Source organism: Clostridioides sp. ES-S-0049-02 (assembly GCF_020658465.1).
GTDB lineage: Bacteria > Bacillota > Clostridia > Peptostreptococcales > Peptostreptococcaceae > Clostridioides.
The window spans coordinates 373,920-391,046 of the sequence record NZ_JACVWG010000003.1 but is presented as its reverse complement, the minus strand read 5'-3'; the positions used below and the strand labels follow the sequence as shown (position 1 = coordinate 391,046).

At 27.2% G+C, this 17,127-nt stretch carries 16 protein-coding genes; 1 reads left to right on the top strand and 15 read right to left on the bottom strand.

What is annotated here, in order from left to right; genetic code table 11:
• Positions 1–27: 27 nt before the first annotated feature.
• The 14 genes from IC213_RS10580 to IC213_RS10515 form a co-directional block, all read right to left on the bottom strand.
• Positions 28–768: an aminotransferase class IV gene (locus IC213_RS10580; protein WP_227432799.1), complete on the bottom strand. Its 741-nt coding sequence runs from the start codon at positions 766–768 to the stop codon at positions 28–30.
• Positions 758–2,107: an aminodeoxychorismate synthase component I gene (pabB, locus tag IC213_RS10575; protein ID WP_227432797.1), complete on the bottom strand. Its 1,350-nt coding sequence runs from the start codon at positions 2,105–2,107 to the stop codon at positions 758–760. Before pabB ends, IC213_RS10580 begins: the two co-directional genes overlap by 11 nt.
• 1 nt (position 2,108) lies before the next feature.
• A complete protein-coding gene (locus tag IC213_RS10570) occupies positions 2,109–2,693 on the bottom strand; it encodes an anthranilate synthase component II (protein WP_227432795.1) in 585 nt (194 codons plus the stop codon).
• Positions 2,694–2,717: 24 nt separating this feature from the next.
• Entirely contained in the window at positions 2,718–3,437 is a 720-nt protein-coding gene (locus IC213_RS10565) for a polysaccharide deacetylase family protein (protein WP_227432793.1), read from the bottom strand.
• A 27-nt stretch (positions 3,438–3,464) separates the two neighbouring features.
• Positions 3,465–4,529, bottom strand: a complete 1,065-nt coding sequence (locus IC213_RS10560) for a CAP-associated domain-containing protein (protein ID WP_227863063.1) — start codon at positions 4,527–4,529, stop codon at positions 3,465–3,467.
• 159 nt (positions 4,530–4,688) lie between these two features.
• On the bottom strand, positions 4,689–5,498 hold the full coding sequence (locus tag IC213_RS10555; protein WP_227432790.1) for an MORN repeat-containing protein: 810 nt from the start codon (positions 5,496–5,498) through the stop codon (positions 4,689–4,691).
• A gap of 245 nt (positions 5,499–5,743) precedes the next feature.
• Entirely contained in the window at positions 5,744–6,610 is an 867-nt protein-coding gene (locus tag IC213_RS10550; RefSeq protein WP_227432788.1) for a YitT family protein, read from the bottom strand.
• Positions 6,611–7,121: 511 nt separating this feature from the next.
• A complete protein-coding gene (locus tag IC213_RS10545; RefSeq protein WP_227432787.1) occupies positions 7,122–7,811 on the bottom strand; it encodes an LrgB family protein in 690 nt (229 codons plus the stop codon).
• A complete protein-coding gene (locus tag IC213_RS10540) occupies positions 7,804–8,175 on the bottom strand; it encodes a CidA/LrgA family protein (protein WP_227831170.1) in 372 nt (123 codons plus the stop codon). Before IC213_RS10540 ends, IC213_RS10545 begins: the two co-directional genes overlap by 8 nt.
• Positions 8,176–8,355: 180 nt before the next feature.
• Positions 8,356–9,756, bottom strand: a complete 1,401-nt coding sequence (locus IC213_RS10535) for a tetratricopeptide repeat protein (protein WP_227855086.1) — start codon at positions 9,754–9,756, stop codon at positions 8,356–8,358.
• A 130-nt stretch (positions 9,757–9,886) separates the two neighbouring features.
• Positions 9,887–10,480 carry a GAF domain-containing protein gene (locus IC213_RS10530; protein ID WP_227432784.1) on the bottom strand — a complete coding sequence of 198 codons (594 nt, stop codon included), beginning with the start codon at positions 10,478–10,480 and terminating at the stop codon, positions 9,887–9,889.
• Positions 10,481–10,544: 64 nt separating this feature from the next.
• Positions 10,545–12,014 (bottom strand): VanW family protein, encoded by a 1,470-nt coding sequence (locus IC213_RS10525; protein WP_227432783.1) that lies wholly within the window; start codon positions 12,012–12,014, stop codon positions 10,545–10,547.
• 123 nt (positions 12,015–12,137) lie between these two features.
• A complete protein-coding gene (locus IC213_RS10520) occupies positions 12,138–13,529 on the bottom strand; it encodes a UbiD family decarboxylase (protein ID WP_227834607.1) in 1,392 nt (463 codons plus the stop codon).
• Positions 13,530–13,693: 164 nt separating this feature from the next.
• Positions 13,694–13,942, bottom strand: a complete 249-nt coding sequence (locus tag IC213_RS10515) for a hypothetical protein (RefSeq protein ID WP_255612780.1) — start codon at positions 13,940–13,942, stop codon at positions 13,694–13,696.
• A gap of 264 nt (positions 13,943–14,206) precedes the next feature.
• Here IC213_RS10515 and IC213_RS10510 point away from each other — a divergent pair, with 264 nt between their 5' ends.
• Positions 14,207–16,330, top strand: a complete 2,124-nt coding sequence (locus IC213_RS10510) for a peroxiredoxin (RefSeq protein ID WP_227863062.1) — start codon at positions 14,207–14,209, stop codon at positions 16,328–16,330.
• Positions 16,331–16,514: 184 nt separating this feature from the next.
• Here the strand turns inward: IC213_RS10510 and IC213_RS10505 are convergent, their stop codons facing one another.
• The gene (locus tag IC213_RS10505; protein ID WP_227432776.1) at positions 16,515–17,114 is read right to left on the bottom strand and encodes a viroplasmin family protein; all 600 of its coding nucleotides are present in this window, start codon (positions 17,112–17,114) and stop codon (positions 16,515–16,517) included.
• Between the last annotated feature and the right edge of the window lie 13 nt (positions 17,115–17,127).

The window sequence follows — 17,127 nt, the reverse complement described above, 5'->3', positions numbered from 1 at the left end:
CCAATAAATTGTTAATATTTTAATTTATTACAAACACTCTATTATTTTATTAAAAATAATATTTTCTTTGCCAAATTCTGTCTTGTCAATTTCTGTAACTTTCATTGCTCCCATAAGACTATTTGTGACAAAAACAAAATCAAAACTACTAATTTCTGATATGTTAATTTCATTTTCCATCAACTCTATATGTAATTCGTCACAAATCTTTATAATCCTTTTTTTTATTGTTCCATTTAAAATTGGTAATTTACTACTGGGTGTATATACTTTACTTCCTCTTATAAAGAATATATTACTCATAGAACATTCTAAAATCACACCATCTGAATTTATAAATATACCATCATTGTATCCATTCTTATTTGCAATATTTTTAGTATATATATTTTCAAAATAATTAGTAGTCTTATGTCTATAAATTAGGCTATCTCCCCTAACTATAGGAGATATAGTCAATTTAAAACCTTTATTATATGCTTCTTTATTATATGGAATTTCTCTAATAGATATATTGTAACCTTCATCAAAAACGGTAATCCTAAGTGCTTTATTAATAATATTTTCTTTTTTTATGTATTTAATAATTTCATCTATTAGAAATCGCTTTTCATAATTTATATTCAAATCCAAACATGTTATCGAATTGAGCATCCTATCTATATGTGTATTTAAATCTATAGCTATACCATCTTTAACTTTAATAGTCTCAAATAACCCAATTCCAAATTTACTCAAGCTACTATTAAAGCTTAAATTATTCTTCATAATATCCCCTCAAGGCTTTCATTATAGATTTTGCTTTATCTAGTGTTTCTTGGTATTCTTCATCTGGGTCAGAATCCCAAGTCATGCCTCCTCCAACTTGGAAGTATACTTTTTTGTCTTTTTTTATTATAGTTCTAATTGCTATATTAAAATCCATATCACCATTAAAACCTATATATCCAATTGAACCAGTATATACATTTCTCTGTGTTGGTTCCAGTTCGTCTATGATTTCCATTGCTCTAATTTTAGGTGCTCCTGTTATAGAACCACCTGGAAAAGTTGCTTTTATTATATCAGTAGCATCCTTATCATCTTTTAGTTCACCTACAACTGTTGAAACCAGATGATTTACATTTGCATAAGGTTCAATTACAAACAACTCTGGAACTTTGACACTTCCAGTTTTGGATATTCTACCAATATCATTTCTTTCTAAATCCACTATCATAAGTAACTCTGCTCTATCTTTTTCGCTATTTTTAAGTTCCTCTTGAAGCTTTAAATCTTCTTCCTTATTTTTACCTCTTGGTCGAGTGCCTTTTATTGGTCTTGCCTCTATTTTTTTATCAATACATCTTATAAATCTCTCTGGAGAATTTGATAAGATATGTGCTTCTTCAAAATTTAAAAATGCTCCAAATGGTGCTGGACTAAATCTTCTTAAATCTCTATATAACTCAAAACTTGTCAATTCTGTTTCCCCACTAAACCTTTGTGTCAAATTAGCTTGATATATGTCACCTTGTCTTATGTACTCTCTAACATTTCCAACTGCATTTTTAAATTCTTCCTTTGTAAAGTTAGATTTAAGTTGAATAGGTTTTACATCTTTTTCCTGATAGCATATACTATCTATTCCTTTTTTCTCTCCTGTTAATATTTTTTCTTCTATATCAGCTATTATTTTTTCTTCTACTTTTATATCTATATCTGGAGTGGCTATGTAAGTTTTTCCCTTCAAATGGTCTATTACTATAACATGGTTATAAAATCCAAAATACATATCAGGCATCTCAATATCATCTATAGCAGTTCTAGGTAATTTTTCTATATAATTTCCCAAATCATAAGACAAATATCCTACAGCTCCACCTATAAACGGTAAGTCAGTTTTATTTACAACTTTATATTTATCTAATTCTTTTTTCAAATTTTCTAATGGATTTTCATCAGTATTTTTATATCTTAACACTTTAAATGGCTGGCTACTTATAAAAGAATATCTTCCTAACTTTTCTTTGTCCATAGCACTATCTAATATAAAACTATCATTTTCATTTCTAAAAATAGTAAATATCTCAAAAGAATTTAATTTAGTCTTTATTTCTCTTATCATTTTATCTATGTATCCTTTCCCTAGCTTCTTTTATAAAGTTTTTCAGCATTTCATGACCATACTCTGATAAAATAGCTTCTGGATGAAATTGTACTCCTTCTATTAAATACTTCTTATGTCTAATTCCCATTATTTCACCTTTACTTGTTGTTGCTGTAACTTCAAGTTCATCTGGAACTGTATCAGAATCAATTATAAGCGAATGATACCTAGTAACATTTAAAGGATTTTTAAGACTACTAAAAACTCCCTTATTACTATGGTTTATACTGTATACTTTTCCATGAACAGGTTGTTGTGCTTTTATTATGTTACCACCAAAAACATGTCCAATAGTTTGGTGACCTAAACAAATTCCTAGTATAGGCTTCTTATCTTTGAAATATTCAACAATATCTATACAAACCCCAGCTTCTTTTGGAGAACATGGACCTGGAGATAACACAATTATCTCTGGATTTAGTTCTTCAATATCTCTTAATGTTATTTCATTATTTCTTTTTACTATAACTGTTTCCCCCAATTCTTCTATGTATTGTACTAAGTTATACACAAAAGAATCATAATTGTCTATCATGAGAATCATACTATAAATCTCCCCCCCAAAAAATTATTTAATTAATTCAGAAACTGTAACAAACTTAAAACCTTTTTCTATCATCTTTGGAATAAATATATCCAAAGCTTTGACTGTATCATCAGTTGCATAGTCATGTAAAAGTATTATATCTCCATTTTGTACTTTATTAATTATTTTATCTGCGATACTATTAGCTCCAGGATTTTTCCAATCCCTCACATCTACGCCTGTCCATAAAACTACTTTGTAATCATGCTTTTTTGCAATTTCTACTAAATCCTTTTCTCTGTAACTCCCAAATGGTGGTCTAAATAATGTAGGTTTCTTTCCAGTAACTTTCTTTAAAATTTCTTCACACTTAACAATCTCCTCTTCAATTTGACTAGAAGTTAAATTGCTTATATCAGGATGATTAAAAGTATGATTTCCTATTTCATGCCCTTCTTTACTTGCTCTTACCAGTGGTTCTTTATACCACTGTGCATGTTTTCCAGCTATAAAAAATGTAGCCTTTACATTATACTTCTTTAACACATCTAAAACTTGATCAGTTTCTTTAGGATGAGGTCCATCATCAAAGGTAATTGCTATTAGTTTCTTTTCCCTTGAACCATGTTTAATTAAAATATTTTCATTCGTTTCCATCATTAAAGCAGAAACTTTACTAAAATTGGCTATTAGTATTATTCCACAAAACAAGACTACTGCTATTAAACTCTTAAATATTGTCTTTTTTTTCCCTGGTGTCATTTTTAAACTTCCTTTCAAATATTTTAGTTATTTATAAAAATTTTGAGTGTAGTACGTTTTATAACTTCCTCCAAATATTACTCCAACTCCAATATTATTATAATTCCCCAAAATATTTTTTCTATGTCCTTCTGAATTCATCCAAGCTTCATGTGCATATATTGCATTAATCTGTCCTGCTGCTATGTTTTCTCCTGCTGAAGTATATATTATTCCTTCTCTTTTCATTCTATCAAAAGGAGTTTCATCTTTTTTGTTTATATGGTCAAAAAAATTATTATCTCTCATATCTTCACTGTGTTTTCTTGAACTTAAAGTGGCTTGCTCACTGTATCTTAGTGAATTCAATCCTCTTTGATTTCTAACACTATTTACAAGGTCTATAATTTCAAATTCAAAGCATTTTTTAAGTTCTTCTTTATCAGTTGGATATAATTCTTTGAACTCATCTTCTGTACTTTTATCAATTATTAAATATGAACAAACTCTATTTTTTTCATGAATATCGTAGAAAATTGTAATATATTTACCTTCCTTATTTATTATATCATATTGATTTTCTGAATTTATTATATATCTAGTATTTCCTTTTTTCTTATATTTTAATGGAGTAATCTTGTTTCTTACTGTTTGTCTATCTTGATTTATTTTTATATTTTGATTTTCACATGAGTTCATAGAGTTACTGTAAAGTGCAACTACCTCATCATTTTCAACACCAACCATTGCAAAATCTTTTCCATATTGATTATATACATACCAGTCAAATCCATATTCACTAGTATCAATTCTACCAGGCTTTCCAATATTAGCTAAAACTTGATTTAAGTTTTCTCCTAAATTTAGTTTTTCAAAATTTTTTATATTAGTCTCGTTTAAATTATTCTCTCCATTATTATTTAGTTGTGAGCTTTGATTTTTCTCATCTTCCTTTTTCTTTGAATTATCACTTAAGTTTATTTTATCTAAAAACTCATTCCATATTTCGCTTTGAAAAAATTTTTCCTTCAAATCATCTACTTCTCTCAATAATTCAGGACTATAAAATAAAACAATAAGTATTACTAATACTAAAGCAATTAATTTTTTCAATATATTCCTCCTTTAAAAAGCTTCACTAAAAATTTCTAATATATACATTATCATGTATTAATACTGATAATATATACTAATTAAATCCTATTAACATCTCTTTATATGTTTTTTATTTAATAAGTATTATAAAAAAGCTTTACCTATTAATAGATAAAGCTACAATCTTAATGAAAATATTTCATCTAAAGTTCTATCAAAGATAGATGGCTTATCAAATTTCCAAGTTCCTTCATAAACTAATTCATTATTTAGATAAAAAGTACCTTGACCATGTTTTTTACCATGCATAAACTCTCCTACATACTTCTTTCCTTTTGACCATATGTAAGTTCCTTTTCCATGAATCAAATTATTTTTCCATTCTCCTTCATAAAGTATTTCTCCTTCACTATTATAACAAATACCATATCCCTCCATCTTTCCACCTTTAAATTCTCCTGCATATATACATCCATCATTCCATTTATAAATACCTTTTCCATCTTTTTTGCCATTCTTCCAAGTTCCAATATATTCATCTTTACTGTTATAGAGCATATTCCCAATGCCATTCATCATGTCTTCCTCAAAATAACCTATATACTCATTACCGTTTGAAAATACAAAATTTCCTTTTCCATTTTTTTTATCTTGTTTAAATTCTCCTATGTACTCCATATCAGTTCCTTCATCAACAAAAAAAGTATATGAACCTTGACCTTCCATCTTTCCTTCTAAAAACTTTCCTACATATACATCTCCATTAGAAAATTTATATATTTTGTTTTTTGGCTTTTTTGTATCGACATCATCTATATCACGAATTGTTTTTCCTTCTAATTCCAAGACTTCACTTTCTGATGCAAAATCACCCTTTTTTAAAACACGTTTTTTCATATTTTTTATGCTCTTAATCTCTTTATTTACTTCATTTATATATTTTAAATAATTATCATACAAATCAACATATTCTTTAGATAAATTCATAATGCCATTCCTCCAACGTTATTCATAGATATTTTATTAAATCTATTAAATTTATTATATCCTAATACTGGTCATGTTTTCTACACATTGAGTAATTTTTTCAATTTTAATTTTAAAATAATCTCTTTTAAAGTGATACACAAATAGTAAATAAACCATATTTATTATATTTTTAAATAAAAGAAGCTGAGGACTATAATATATAAATTTACATATTACAAACCCTCAGCTTATATTTTTATAGTTTATAAGTCTTTTGCTTTAAATCCTCTTCCTTTTACCTCTGTAACATCATTTACAGATATAAATGCTTTTTTATCATATTTTAAAGCTATATCCTTTATCTTTGGTATCTCACTTGATGCAACTATTGTATATATAATCTTCTTTTTTTGATGAGTGTATGCACCCTCTGCATCCAAGAAAGTTACACCTCTAACTAAACTTCTCATTATGTCTTCTGCTATCAAATCGACTTCAGTTGACATTACCATAACAGATTTTTGATAATTCATTGCATCTTTAATAAAAGTCATTGAATATGCATTTAGAAATAATCCTATGAGAGTATATAATGCTAAATCTAAACCAAATAAAAAGCTTCCTGTAAGTACTATCAAACCATTTATTGCTAAAGCAGTATCTTTCATTTCTATATTTTTCTTGATTTTTAGTATTGCAGCTATAATGTCTGTACCACCTTGAGAAGACCTAGTTCTAAATACAATACCAACTCCTAAACCAGATAATATACCTCCATACACACTTTGAAGCAATATATCATTGATAGGTATGATATTACTTACTTCCTGAGTTGCACCTAATAATAATGAAAATACAATCATATTTAATAAACTTGAAATACAAAATTCTTTTTCTAGGTATATAAAACCTAAAATAAATATTGGAATATTGATTAAAAATGTTAATAGACCCACATTGATATTTGTCAAATAGTTTATAGATGTTGCTATACCTGTAGCACCTCCACTTAATAGATGTGCTGGTCTTAAGAACCCATTTATTCCTATAGATGTCATCAACATCCCCAGTAGCATTGTTGAATATCTTAAAGCTGGATGTTTTTGTAGGGTATTCTTAACTTCACTCATTTCTTTCTCCCTTCAATTCTTATAAATCTTTAGAATTTTAAAAACTTACTTTTATATATATTATTACTGATGTAATAGATAATATTTCAAGCAAATTTTTTCATAGAGTTTCTTGAACTGTCATCTATTACATCATCTATTATAGTATCTTTTATATATATGTCTAGTGCATTTTTTTATATTCCAAAATTTCAAAGTACTTAAATTCTCTCATTTATGCTCCAAATTAAAATTCTTCTAGCACAATATGATACTATATATTATGCAACTTGCAATATAGTAAATTTATAGTATTTTTTCTTAAATATTTATTTTTATAGTATTTTAGTAAACTTAACCATATAATTCTTTATTCATAATTAAGTTTTAAATGAAATTTTTATTTTTATAATTTCAGTACATGATTTTTTTATTTCATTATTTGCAATTTTTCCATTCAGTTTTTACTTTAAAATTTTTTTATTTTATTTTGTTTTAAGTATTCAAAGACGCCTATTGTTACTTTATATTTTTACATAAAATTCATTATAATTGGGATTAATATTACTGTAATCGTACCAGAAACCCCAATAGAAACTCCACTCATTGCTCCTTCTACTTCTCCAAGTTCAAAAGCTTTAGTTGTTCCCAGAGCATGTGCTGATGTCCCAAGTGCAATTCCTTTAGCAACTGGATGATTTATATTTCCAAGTTTAAATACAGTAGAAGCAACCATCCCACCAAAAATACCTGTAAAAATTATAGCTACTACTGTTATTGACTCTACACCATTTAAAGAATTTGCTAAAGATATTCCCATTGGTGTTGTTATAGATTTTGGAATAAGAGAGTTTATTATACTTACATCTGAATTAGCTATTTTACCAATTATTAATACAGATGCAAAAGAAATTATTATACCACAACCTATTCCTATAACAATCTCAAGCATATGCTTTTTAAATAATTCAAACTGTTTATAAAGTGGAACTGCAAGCACTACTGTAACAGGTCCTAAAAAGAAATTTATGCTATCTGCTCCTATCTTGTAATTTTCATAAGGAATTTTTGTTATGCTTAGAAATAATATGATTCCTACAATAGCAATTAACATAGGGTTACATATAGGATTATTTGTTTTTCGCTGAATGTATCTCCCTAAATTAAAAAACACGATTGTTACTATTATACCAAATACTGGTGTTTGTAATACATTATACATTCTTTTGTCCTTCTTCCTTCTTTTTTATCATTTTTTCCACTATAATTCCAGTGGTGTACATTACTACTAATGTACTTAGACATATAACTAGTAAAAGTACTAATACATTTTCTTTTATTAGGTCTAGTGATTTTATAAGAGACACTCCCGCTGGTATAAAAAATACAGCCATATTATCAAGGAAAAATCCACTTATATTTTCTATACTGCTTAAATCCAACACTTTAAATTGTAGCAATATGAATAATAATAGCATGCCAACTATACTCCCAGGAATAAGTATAACACTTTGTATAAATGAGCTTATATACTCTCCTATTACCCATATACATAAAATTATTACTAATTGATTGAAAACTTTCATTTTCCACCTCCAAAAACTAAAGAGATTGTTTCAAACCATATATTTGTAGTCTTATAAACAAGCAAATATCTTTCTTCAAATAGAAAGTTATGATTTAATACAATCTCTCTTTAAATTTATTTTTATTTTAATTTAATAAAATACATACTTGGTTGTTTCAAAAAACTTAATTATATAAATCTATTTTTTGCTTAAAATTTCTTTTATTTTTGAATTGTTATACATACTATCTGGAACTTCACTTCTTAAACTATAAAAAGTTTTTTTTGCATTTTCTAAATCTCCATTATCATAATATAGCATGCCTAACTCATAGTAGGAATCATCATAGTACTGGTCATTTTTAGTATACGTATTTATATACTTCTTATAATACTTTATAGCTTCATCCTTATTTTTCAATGCTTTATTTGTTATTGCTAATTGATATATTGATTCAGAAATGTATTTTTTAGTTTTTCCTGAGGAAACTATACTTTTGAAACTATCTATCGCTTTTTCATACTCTTTATTTTTCTTTAAATCTAAAGCCTTATAGTATAAGTCTTCCTCATTAGCTACAGTGATTTCTTTTTCTGGTTCTTTATTTTTAGCTTCATCTAACTCTTTATTTGTTTTTTCTAATTCTTTATTTGTTTCACCCAGTTTTTTATCAGTTTCAGTTAACTTCTCATCTTTCTTACTTATCTGATTATTCAAGGTTTCTATTCTCTTTTTACTTTGAATAAAATATACACCCATTGCAATTACAATACAAGCAAATATAATATATGGTAAGCTATTCTTCTTCTTCTTTTTAACTCGTTTTTCCTCTTCTTTTTTACTTGTATCTTCTGGTTTCTCTTCTTCTTTTTCAAATACTGGATTATCTTTATCTATCTCTTTGAGTCTATCCAAATATCCTTCTCTCTTTTTTACATTACCTAGTTTATCATACAATAAAGATAAGATTACATATGGTTCTATTAGTTGTGGTTCTTCCTCTACTATATTCTCCAAAATATGTATTGACTCATAATTCATTTCTTCATTTATAAACCTTATAGAATGATTGTATCTGCCTAAAAATGTTTTGAAATCTTCAGATGAAATTAAATTAACATATTTTCTTGATATATGATTATTTTCATAACATAGAGCAGTATAAAAACTTTCAAATGATTTAGCAAAATCGCATTTTAATAACTTTAGAAGCCCTCTAAGATTTAATATATCAATATCTTTAGGATTTATTTCTAAAGCTTTATTTACCATATTAACAGCACTAGTTATATAGTCTTTATACGCTAAGTCCAATGCATTATTGTACCTCTTATATGATTCTAATTTCAACTCCTTTGATGTTGTGTCTGACTTTGACTTCAAAGCTCCTTGTAAATTTAAAAGAGTCTCTTCTTTATAATTAGTAGTCACATAGCTTTGTTTTAATGCTTTTAGTGTCTCATCACCATCTTCTTCTTCTATGTTAAAAAAAGTTAAATCGCTTTTATTTTCTTCTATCAAAGATATATCTAAAATTTTTCTAGGCATGTTTTCTATATCTTGTTTTATATCTTTTACTAAAATAATAATCACCTCCACTTCAAAATATATATTTAAGATAACATATTTAATATGTCAAGTCAAAACTATACATTTTTTGCCATTATTCTCACAATAAAAAAGGTAATCCAATTCTTTTTATGAAAAGGTTACCTTTTTTACAATATTACTAACTTTTAATGTTGAATTTTTTTACTTTTCTATAAAGAGTAGCTATACCTATATTCAATGCTTCTGCTACTTTTTTCATTCCTTCTGTATTACTGCCATATTTTTTGATAGCATTTTCTATAGCTTCTCTTTCAAGGTCATCCATAGTCTTAACCTCTTGTTTGTATAGTTCATCCAATTTAAAAGATATTAAATCAGACATACTCCTTACAAAAGCAGTTAATTCCTTATCTTTTGAAAGTATCTTTTCTTTTTGCTCTTCATTAAATGCAGCTATACCCAATATTCCAAGTATATGTTCTCCCATTTTAACAGGAGTACATATATCTGCTAACTCTTTACAGTTTTCTCTATTTGCACACTTATTACAGTTCTCTTCTATTTCCTTATTTATAACATAGGATTTTCCATCTTTTAAAACAAGAGAATACACAGATTTCTCTGATATTGTTTCTCCTATTTTACCTCTGAATATTCCTGTTCCTGCTATCCTAGTCAAATCTTTTGTAACTAAAGTAACATCTACATCTAACACATTAGAAATATTCTCGCAAATACTTTGAACGTAATTAGTTATATTATTTAAATTCAAAGTAATCCCTCCTATTTAGATTTATATTTTTTAATACTCTACATAAATCCTATTCTTGAGAACTTTAAGCTTGTGGTTGTGGTTGTGTCTCACTAGGTTTATTATCAGTTGGTGGTGTTTCTGGTTTTGGTTTATTATCTGTATTTTGATTATTTGTATTTTGATTATCTTTATTTTCATCTGTCTTTGGCTTTTCTTCTGGTTTTGGTTCCATAGTTCCAACTAATATAATACCTTCCTTCTTAGGATAATATGAATTAGCTATTTTTTCAGTTTTAATTTTCTTGCCATTTGCATCATTAAATGTTCTATATGTTGATACAGAGTATGCATTTCTTCCACTCTTATCTACTTTTTCTTTTCCTTTAGGCATTGAAGAATCATTGACCCTCTTCATTGTAGTTTGTGAAACTCCATCTAATTTTGTTGATATTGTTATATTTTGTTTATCCTCTGCACTTCCATATATATTGCAAACAATTTGATTTCCTGAAACATAATTTTTTATGTAAATTGGATGCTTAAGATTGTTTTTAAATAAGAAATCTATTCCGCTGTCTGCAACAGTGGCATCCCTTCCTTTTGGAACATAACTTGATGGTATAGTATGATTTTTTACATTAGTAATTTCTAAGCCTGCATATAAAACAGAATTATATAGAGTTGATGAAACTTGACAAACTCCTCCACCATAATCCTCTTCCATTTCTCCCTCTACTATAACAGGAGCACTTTTGTAGCCATTCGCTTTGCTTCTTTTTCCTGTATGTTCATTAAACGAAAAAGTTTCTCCTGGCATAAGTAAAATATTACTTATACTATCTGTTGCTAATTTTATATTTATACTTCTATTTACCTGAGAAGTTTTAAATGTTGTTGCATATTTACCTAAATTTGTGTCTATATTAGCAAGTTGCTCTTTTTTTATTTTTGCTGAAGTAGCTTTTACCACTAACTTATTTGTATACTTTCCTTTTTTAATCTGACTGTCAAAACTATTCATACTCTTAGAAATATCCATTTTAAGGCCATCAGAATCTGGTACAACCTTTACCTTATCACTACTTATATCAATTGTTGCATCTTTTACCTCTACATCTATTTCTTTAGCTATTTTTTCCATTTCTGTTTTTAACTTATTTTTATCATAATTTGTTACTACTACTAAATTACTCTTTTTACCAAAATTTGCTGAAATAGTTTTTGATAGGTTGCTAAAGAAACCATTCTTTCTATTTAAATTATATGCATTTTCTACAGTTTTATCCAAATCAGCAGATAAATTTAGGTCTTGACTTTTAACTTTCCAACTTCTATCGTTGTAATTAAATTCAACATTATCTAAATTGTATTTTTTAGCTAATTCCTGCTTAGCCTGAGATTTAGTTAATCCTCCAACACTTATGCTATTAACATATGTGTTTTTTGCTATTTTCTCCCCTTTAAACTGCATACACATTATACCTACAAATATTACTAATAATAATGCTACAGCTCCAATAGCTATAACTAGCTTTTTGTTCACATTAATCATCCCTTACTTCTCCTTACAATAAAATTATTTATATACACCTACTATTATATTACTACATAATGTGCCTTAAAAACCCAAAAACTTTTTAATTATATAATAATTTAACATTATCAATATAAATAACTAATATTCACTCAATCCTTTTTCTGATATAGAATATATTTTTTCATTGTATATGTTGATAGCATAAACTTCTTTTCCTCTAAATAAACCTTTGTTTACTACAGCATAATAATAAATATTTTTTTGTTTTCCAAATAATTCTTCTAAACTTTTTTTACTTTTTACATATTTATCAGCTTTTTCTATATCCAATATATCAACCTTTTTGTATTTATTTTCTTTTTCATCAAGAGTACTAGTCAACACAAATTTAGCTTTATCTTTAGTAATACCAAATTGATAGCTTCCATCTTCTAATATTCTAAAATATCCTTCTCCATAGTCCACCTTATAATCTTTTTTACCATCTTTATATGAATATAAATCTTTAGTTTTTGCACTTATTAAAACTTCATTTATTAATTTATCATACTCATATACCTCAGCATAATAGTATTTATCGTTTTTTACCATTTGTGGAAGTGAGTTTATAGATAGATTTGCCTTTTCTTTCCCACTTTTTTTAGAGATTATATTTATAATGTCATCAGATGTTAAAGTATACAATGATAAATTCTTTTTATATTTCTTCTCTAAACTTTGTACCTTTTCATCGTCTGAATAGTCTTCTTTTAGATAGTCTATATACTGTAATGCTTTCTCATAATCACCAGAAGTGTTTGCTTCTTCTGCTTTACTTATATAGTAATCATACATTTCTTCAACACATTGTTTTTTAGCGTTTTGAGCTAGGTTGTAATATTTTTCGTCTTCTTTTAATACTTTATTATATTTTTCAATAGCATCATAATATTTATATACTTTTTGGTCTTTTACTGCAGAGTCATAAACATCTCTGGATTCTTTAATTGTTTCTACATTTTGCTTGTATACATCTAAGTTGCCACCTATACCATTTAAAATTGAAATAGTATTTATGTAAGAAATTGCCACATTGTAAGTAATATTTTCTTCTTTATACATTTCTCCAACTCTATTAGCTTGAGTTATTAAATCATCTACATTTATATTTATTTTATCTAATGATTTTACTGTATTTATTAATCCAATAAAACTTTCTTGACTTATATCTCCATCTAAATATTTGTCACCACTATTTAATAATAATTTATTTATTTTTTTAGAAATGGATTTATTAAACCTTTCCATTTTTGAATCAGAAAACTTTTTATCTACACTTGCATAGTAATCCACAGCAATAGAGTATTGTCTTTTCTCTACAATTTTTAACAACTCATTTGCTTCATTTCCTACACTAAATTCATTACTACTTAAGAAAAATACTATGATTAAAACAAGTATGCCTAATGCTGATAATGAAACTGCTACTATAGATTTTCTTTTTTCATCAATAAAATCTACAGTTTTTTCAAATAAATCTCTAAAATTCATTATAGTTCCCTCTCTATTTAGCAATATTTATATTTATGATAAACTAAATTTCTTATTGGTTATTATATCATAATTCCTGAAAAAAAATAAAAACACAAGTTAAATCGTGTTTTTATTTTACCTACCAATCATTATTTTATACATAAATATTTCCTTTACATAAATTATGATATCTTTCTCTTTATATCCCTAGAATGACTTTTTTGTTTTTTATTAGCACTGACATTTTTCATTCTTGTTGTATGTATAGTTTTGTTAGCAAATATTTTTCTAGCATTGCATAAAACAACTCCTGTAGTCAAGCATACTGTAAGCACACTCGCCATTAAAAAGTAATAATCCAATCCTACATGTACTCCCATAACTGAATTTATTAATACTAATGCAAAAGTCATTGCAAAACATATCATCATGGAGATAACTAAAATTCTTAGAATTTTTTTCAATCCAATCACCTCGTATAATCACTAATATTGACACTACCCCTTATCCATTACTATACCAAATTAGTAAAAAAATAGCAATTATTATTGTCATTTATATTACGAAAATATTAAATATTTTTAATAAATATCTTTTTTTGACATTAGTATTCCTTCATTTTAATAAAATAGTAACACTAATCTGTGCTAATTAATAGAATGAAATAAATGATAATTTATTGAGGGGTGATTTACATGCCAAATTTGCCAAGTTTAGGATCCAAGGCTCCTGATTTTAAAGCCAATACAACAGATGGCCCTATTAGACTGTCTGATTACAAAGGTAATTGGGTTGTTTTATTTTCACATCCTGGTGATTTTACACCAGTTTGTACTACTGAATTTTTATGCTTTGCTAAATATTATGATGAATTTAAGAAAAGAAATACAGAATTAATCGGCCTAAGTGTTGATAGCAATAGCTCTCATTTAGCTTGGATGTACAATATGTTTTTACTTACAGGTGTAGAAATCCCATTCCCTATCATAGAAGATAGAGATATGAGAATTGCCAAATTATATGGCATGATATCAAAACCAATGAGTGATACATCTACTATCCGTTCTGTATTTATTATAGATAATAATCAAATATTAAGAACTATTCTTTATTATCCATTGACTACAGGAAGAAATATACCAGAAATACTTAGAATAGTAGATGCTCTTCAAACTAGTGATAGAGATAATGTAGTTACTCCTGCAAACTGGTTCCCTGGAATGCCTGTTATCTTGCCATATCCTAAAAACTATAAAGAGTTAAAAAATAGAGTAAATAGTTGTAATAAAAAGTATTCATGTATGGATTGGTACTTATGTTTTGTGCCAGATAATTACACAGATGAAGAATATACTAAAAATATTGATGATACTTACAGTTGTAAAAAAGAACATACTAAAAATATTGAAAATGATTACGAACAAGAAAATATTAAGTGTATAAACAAATCTCATGACCATAAACAAGAATACAATAAGGATGTTAAAGATAGTTGTGATTGTGAACAAAAACATACTAAAAATACTAACAAAATTCATAACTCCAAACAGGATAAACTTAAAGATAAATCCTGTGATGAAATAAAATACAAATACGATAAATGTAGTAAAGAGGATAATAGCTATGATAAATGCGATAAAGAAGATAATAGCTATGAGGATTTCTATAAACAAAATTATAAAAACTATGATTATACAAGTGAAAAAAATTCTAAAAAAATAGCTATGAAAACATTAAAAGACTCAAAGAAGTTAGTTAGACCACAAATAAATGACCCATATAATCCAATAGTTGAAAATATAAATTGTCCAGATATAAATCCTATTGTAATGGAATATGTTCTTGGTAATCCAACTAATGTAGATGCTCAGTTATTAGATGCAGTTATTTTTGCATTTGCTGAAATAGACCAATATGGTAATTTATTTATTCCTTATCCTAGATTCCTAAACCAATTGCTTGCGCTTAAAGCTGAAAAGCCTAGCTTAAAAGTAATTCTAGCCATTGGTGGTTGGGGAGCTGAAGGATTCTCCGATGCAGCTTTAACGCCTACATCCAGATATAACTTTGCAAGACAAGTCAATCAAATGATAAATGAATATGCTTTAGATGGAGTTGATATCGACTGGGAATATCCTGGAAGTAGTGCAGCTGGTATAAAATCGAGACCTCAAGATAGAGAAAATTTCACACTTTTACTAACAGCTATAAGAGACGTTATAGGAGATGAGAAATGGCTTAGTGTAGCTGGAACAGGGGATATGGGATATATAAACTCAAGTGCTGAAATAGATAAAATAGCTCCAATAATAGATTATTTTAATCTTATGAGTTATGATTTCACAGCAGGTGAAACAGGGCCAAATGGCAGAAAACATCAGGCAAACCTTTTTGACTCAGACTTATCCTTACCAGGATATAGTGTTGATACAATGGTTAGAAACCTTGAAAATGCTGGAATGCCTTCTGAAAAAATCCTTCTTGGCCTTCCATTTTATGGAAGATTAGGTGCCACTATAACAAGAACTTATGATGAACTTAGAAAAGATTATATAAATAAAAATGGATATGAATATAGATTTGATAGAGTTGCTCAGGTTCCATATTTAGTTAAAGATGGAGAATTTGCAATGTCATATGATGATTCATTATCTATATTCTTAAAAACTCAATATGTGCTTAGAAACTGTTTAGGTGGTGTATTCTCTTGGACATCAACTTATGACCAGGCAAATATATTAGCTAGAACTATGTCTATTGGTATAAATGACCCTGAATTGTTAAAAGAAGAACTTGAAGGTCTTTATGGTCAATTCTAATTAGACATAATATAAAATTTTATACTTTTGACATATAAAAAAGCAGATTGCATTATATTAAATGAGTTTTACTTAATTGATAATAATATCAATTATTTTGAAATCAGAAACTTATCTTATTATAATACAATCCTGCTTTTTTGGTTATAAGTCAATGTTTTTTTAATAGCATGCTAATTCCTAATTATATACCAATAGCTTTTTTGGCTAACTTATCAGCTTCTTCATTATATTTATTTCCAGAATGCGCTTTAACTTTCATAAATCTGACATTTAACTCAGTTTTGATACTATCATAAAAGTTTTTATATGCTATAGTTCCTTCTTTATTTGTTTTCCAAACTCCAGTGCACCACTTTTCAATACCTTCATAGTCAAAATATAAAATCAGGTTTTGAATATTATTATCAATACAGTACTGCATTGCAATTTTAGAAGCTTCTATCTCACCCGCCACATTTCTCATACCTACTAAAGTTTGCTCTTTTCCATTTTTACTATAAGTTTTTATAACTTCATTCTTCTTTAGAATTACAACACCTGAACCATACATCTTTATTGAATGCTCATAACTACCATCAACATATGCTTCTATAAATTCTTCATCTTCTTTAAATGTTGGTTTTGTTGCTCCATAAACATACTCTTTTGCTTCCTGTGATGTAGTAAAACTCTTGTATTCAGCTCCTGAAAATCCATTTACTTGTTTTTTACACTCATCCCATGTCTCATATATTCCAATTTTTTTGCCCTTTTTTACAGCATAAAACTTTTGTTTTGCCAAATATATCACTCCC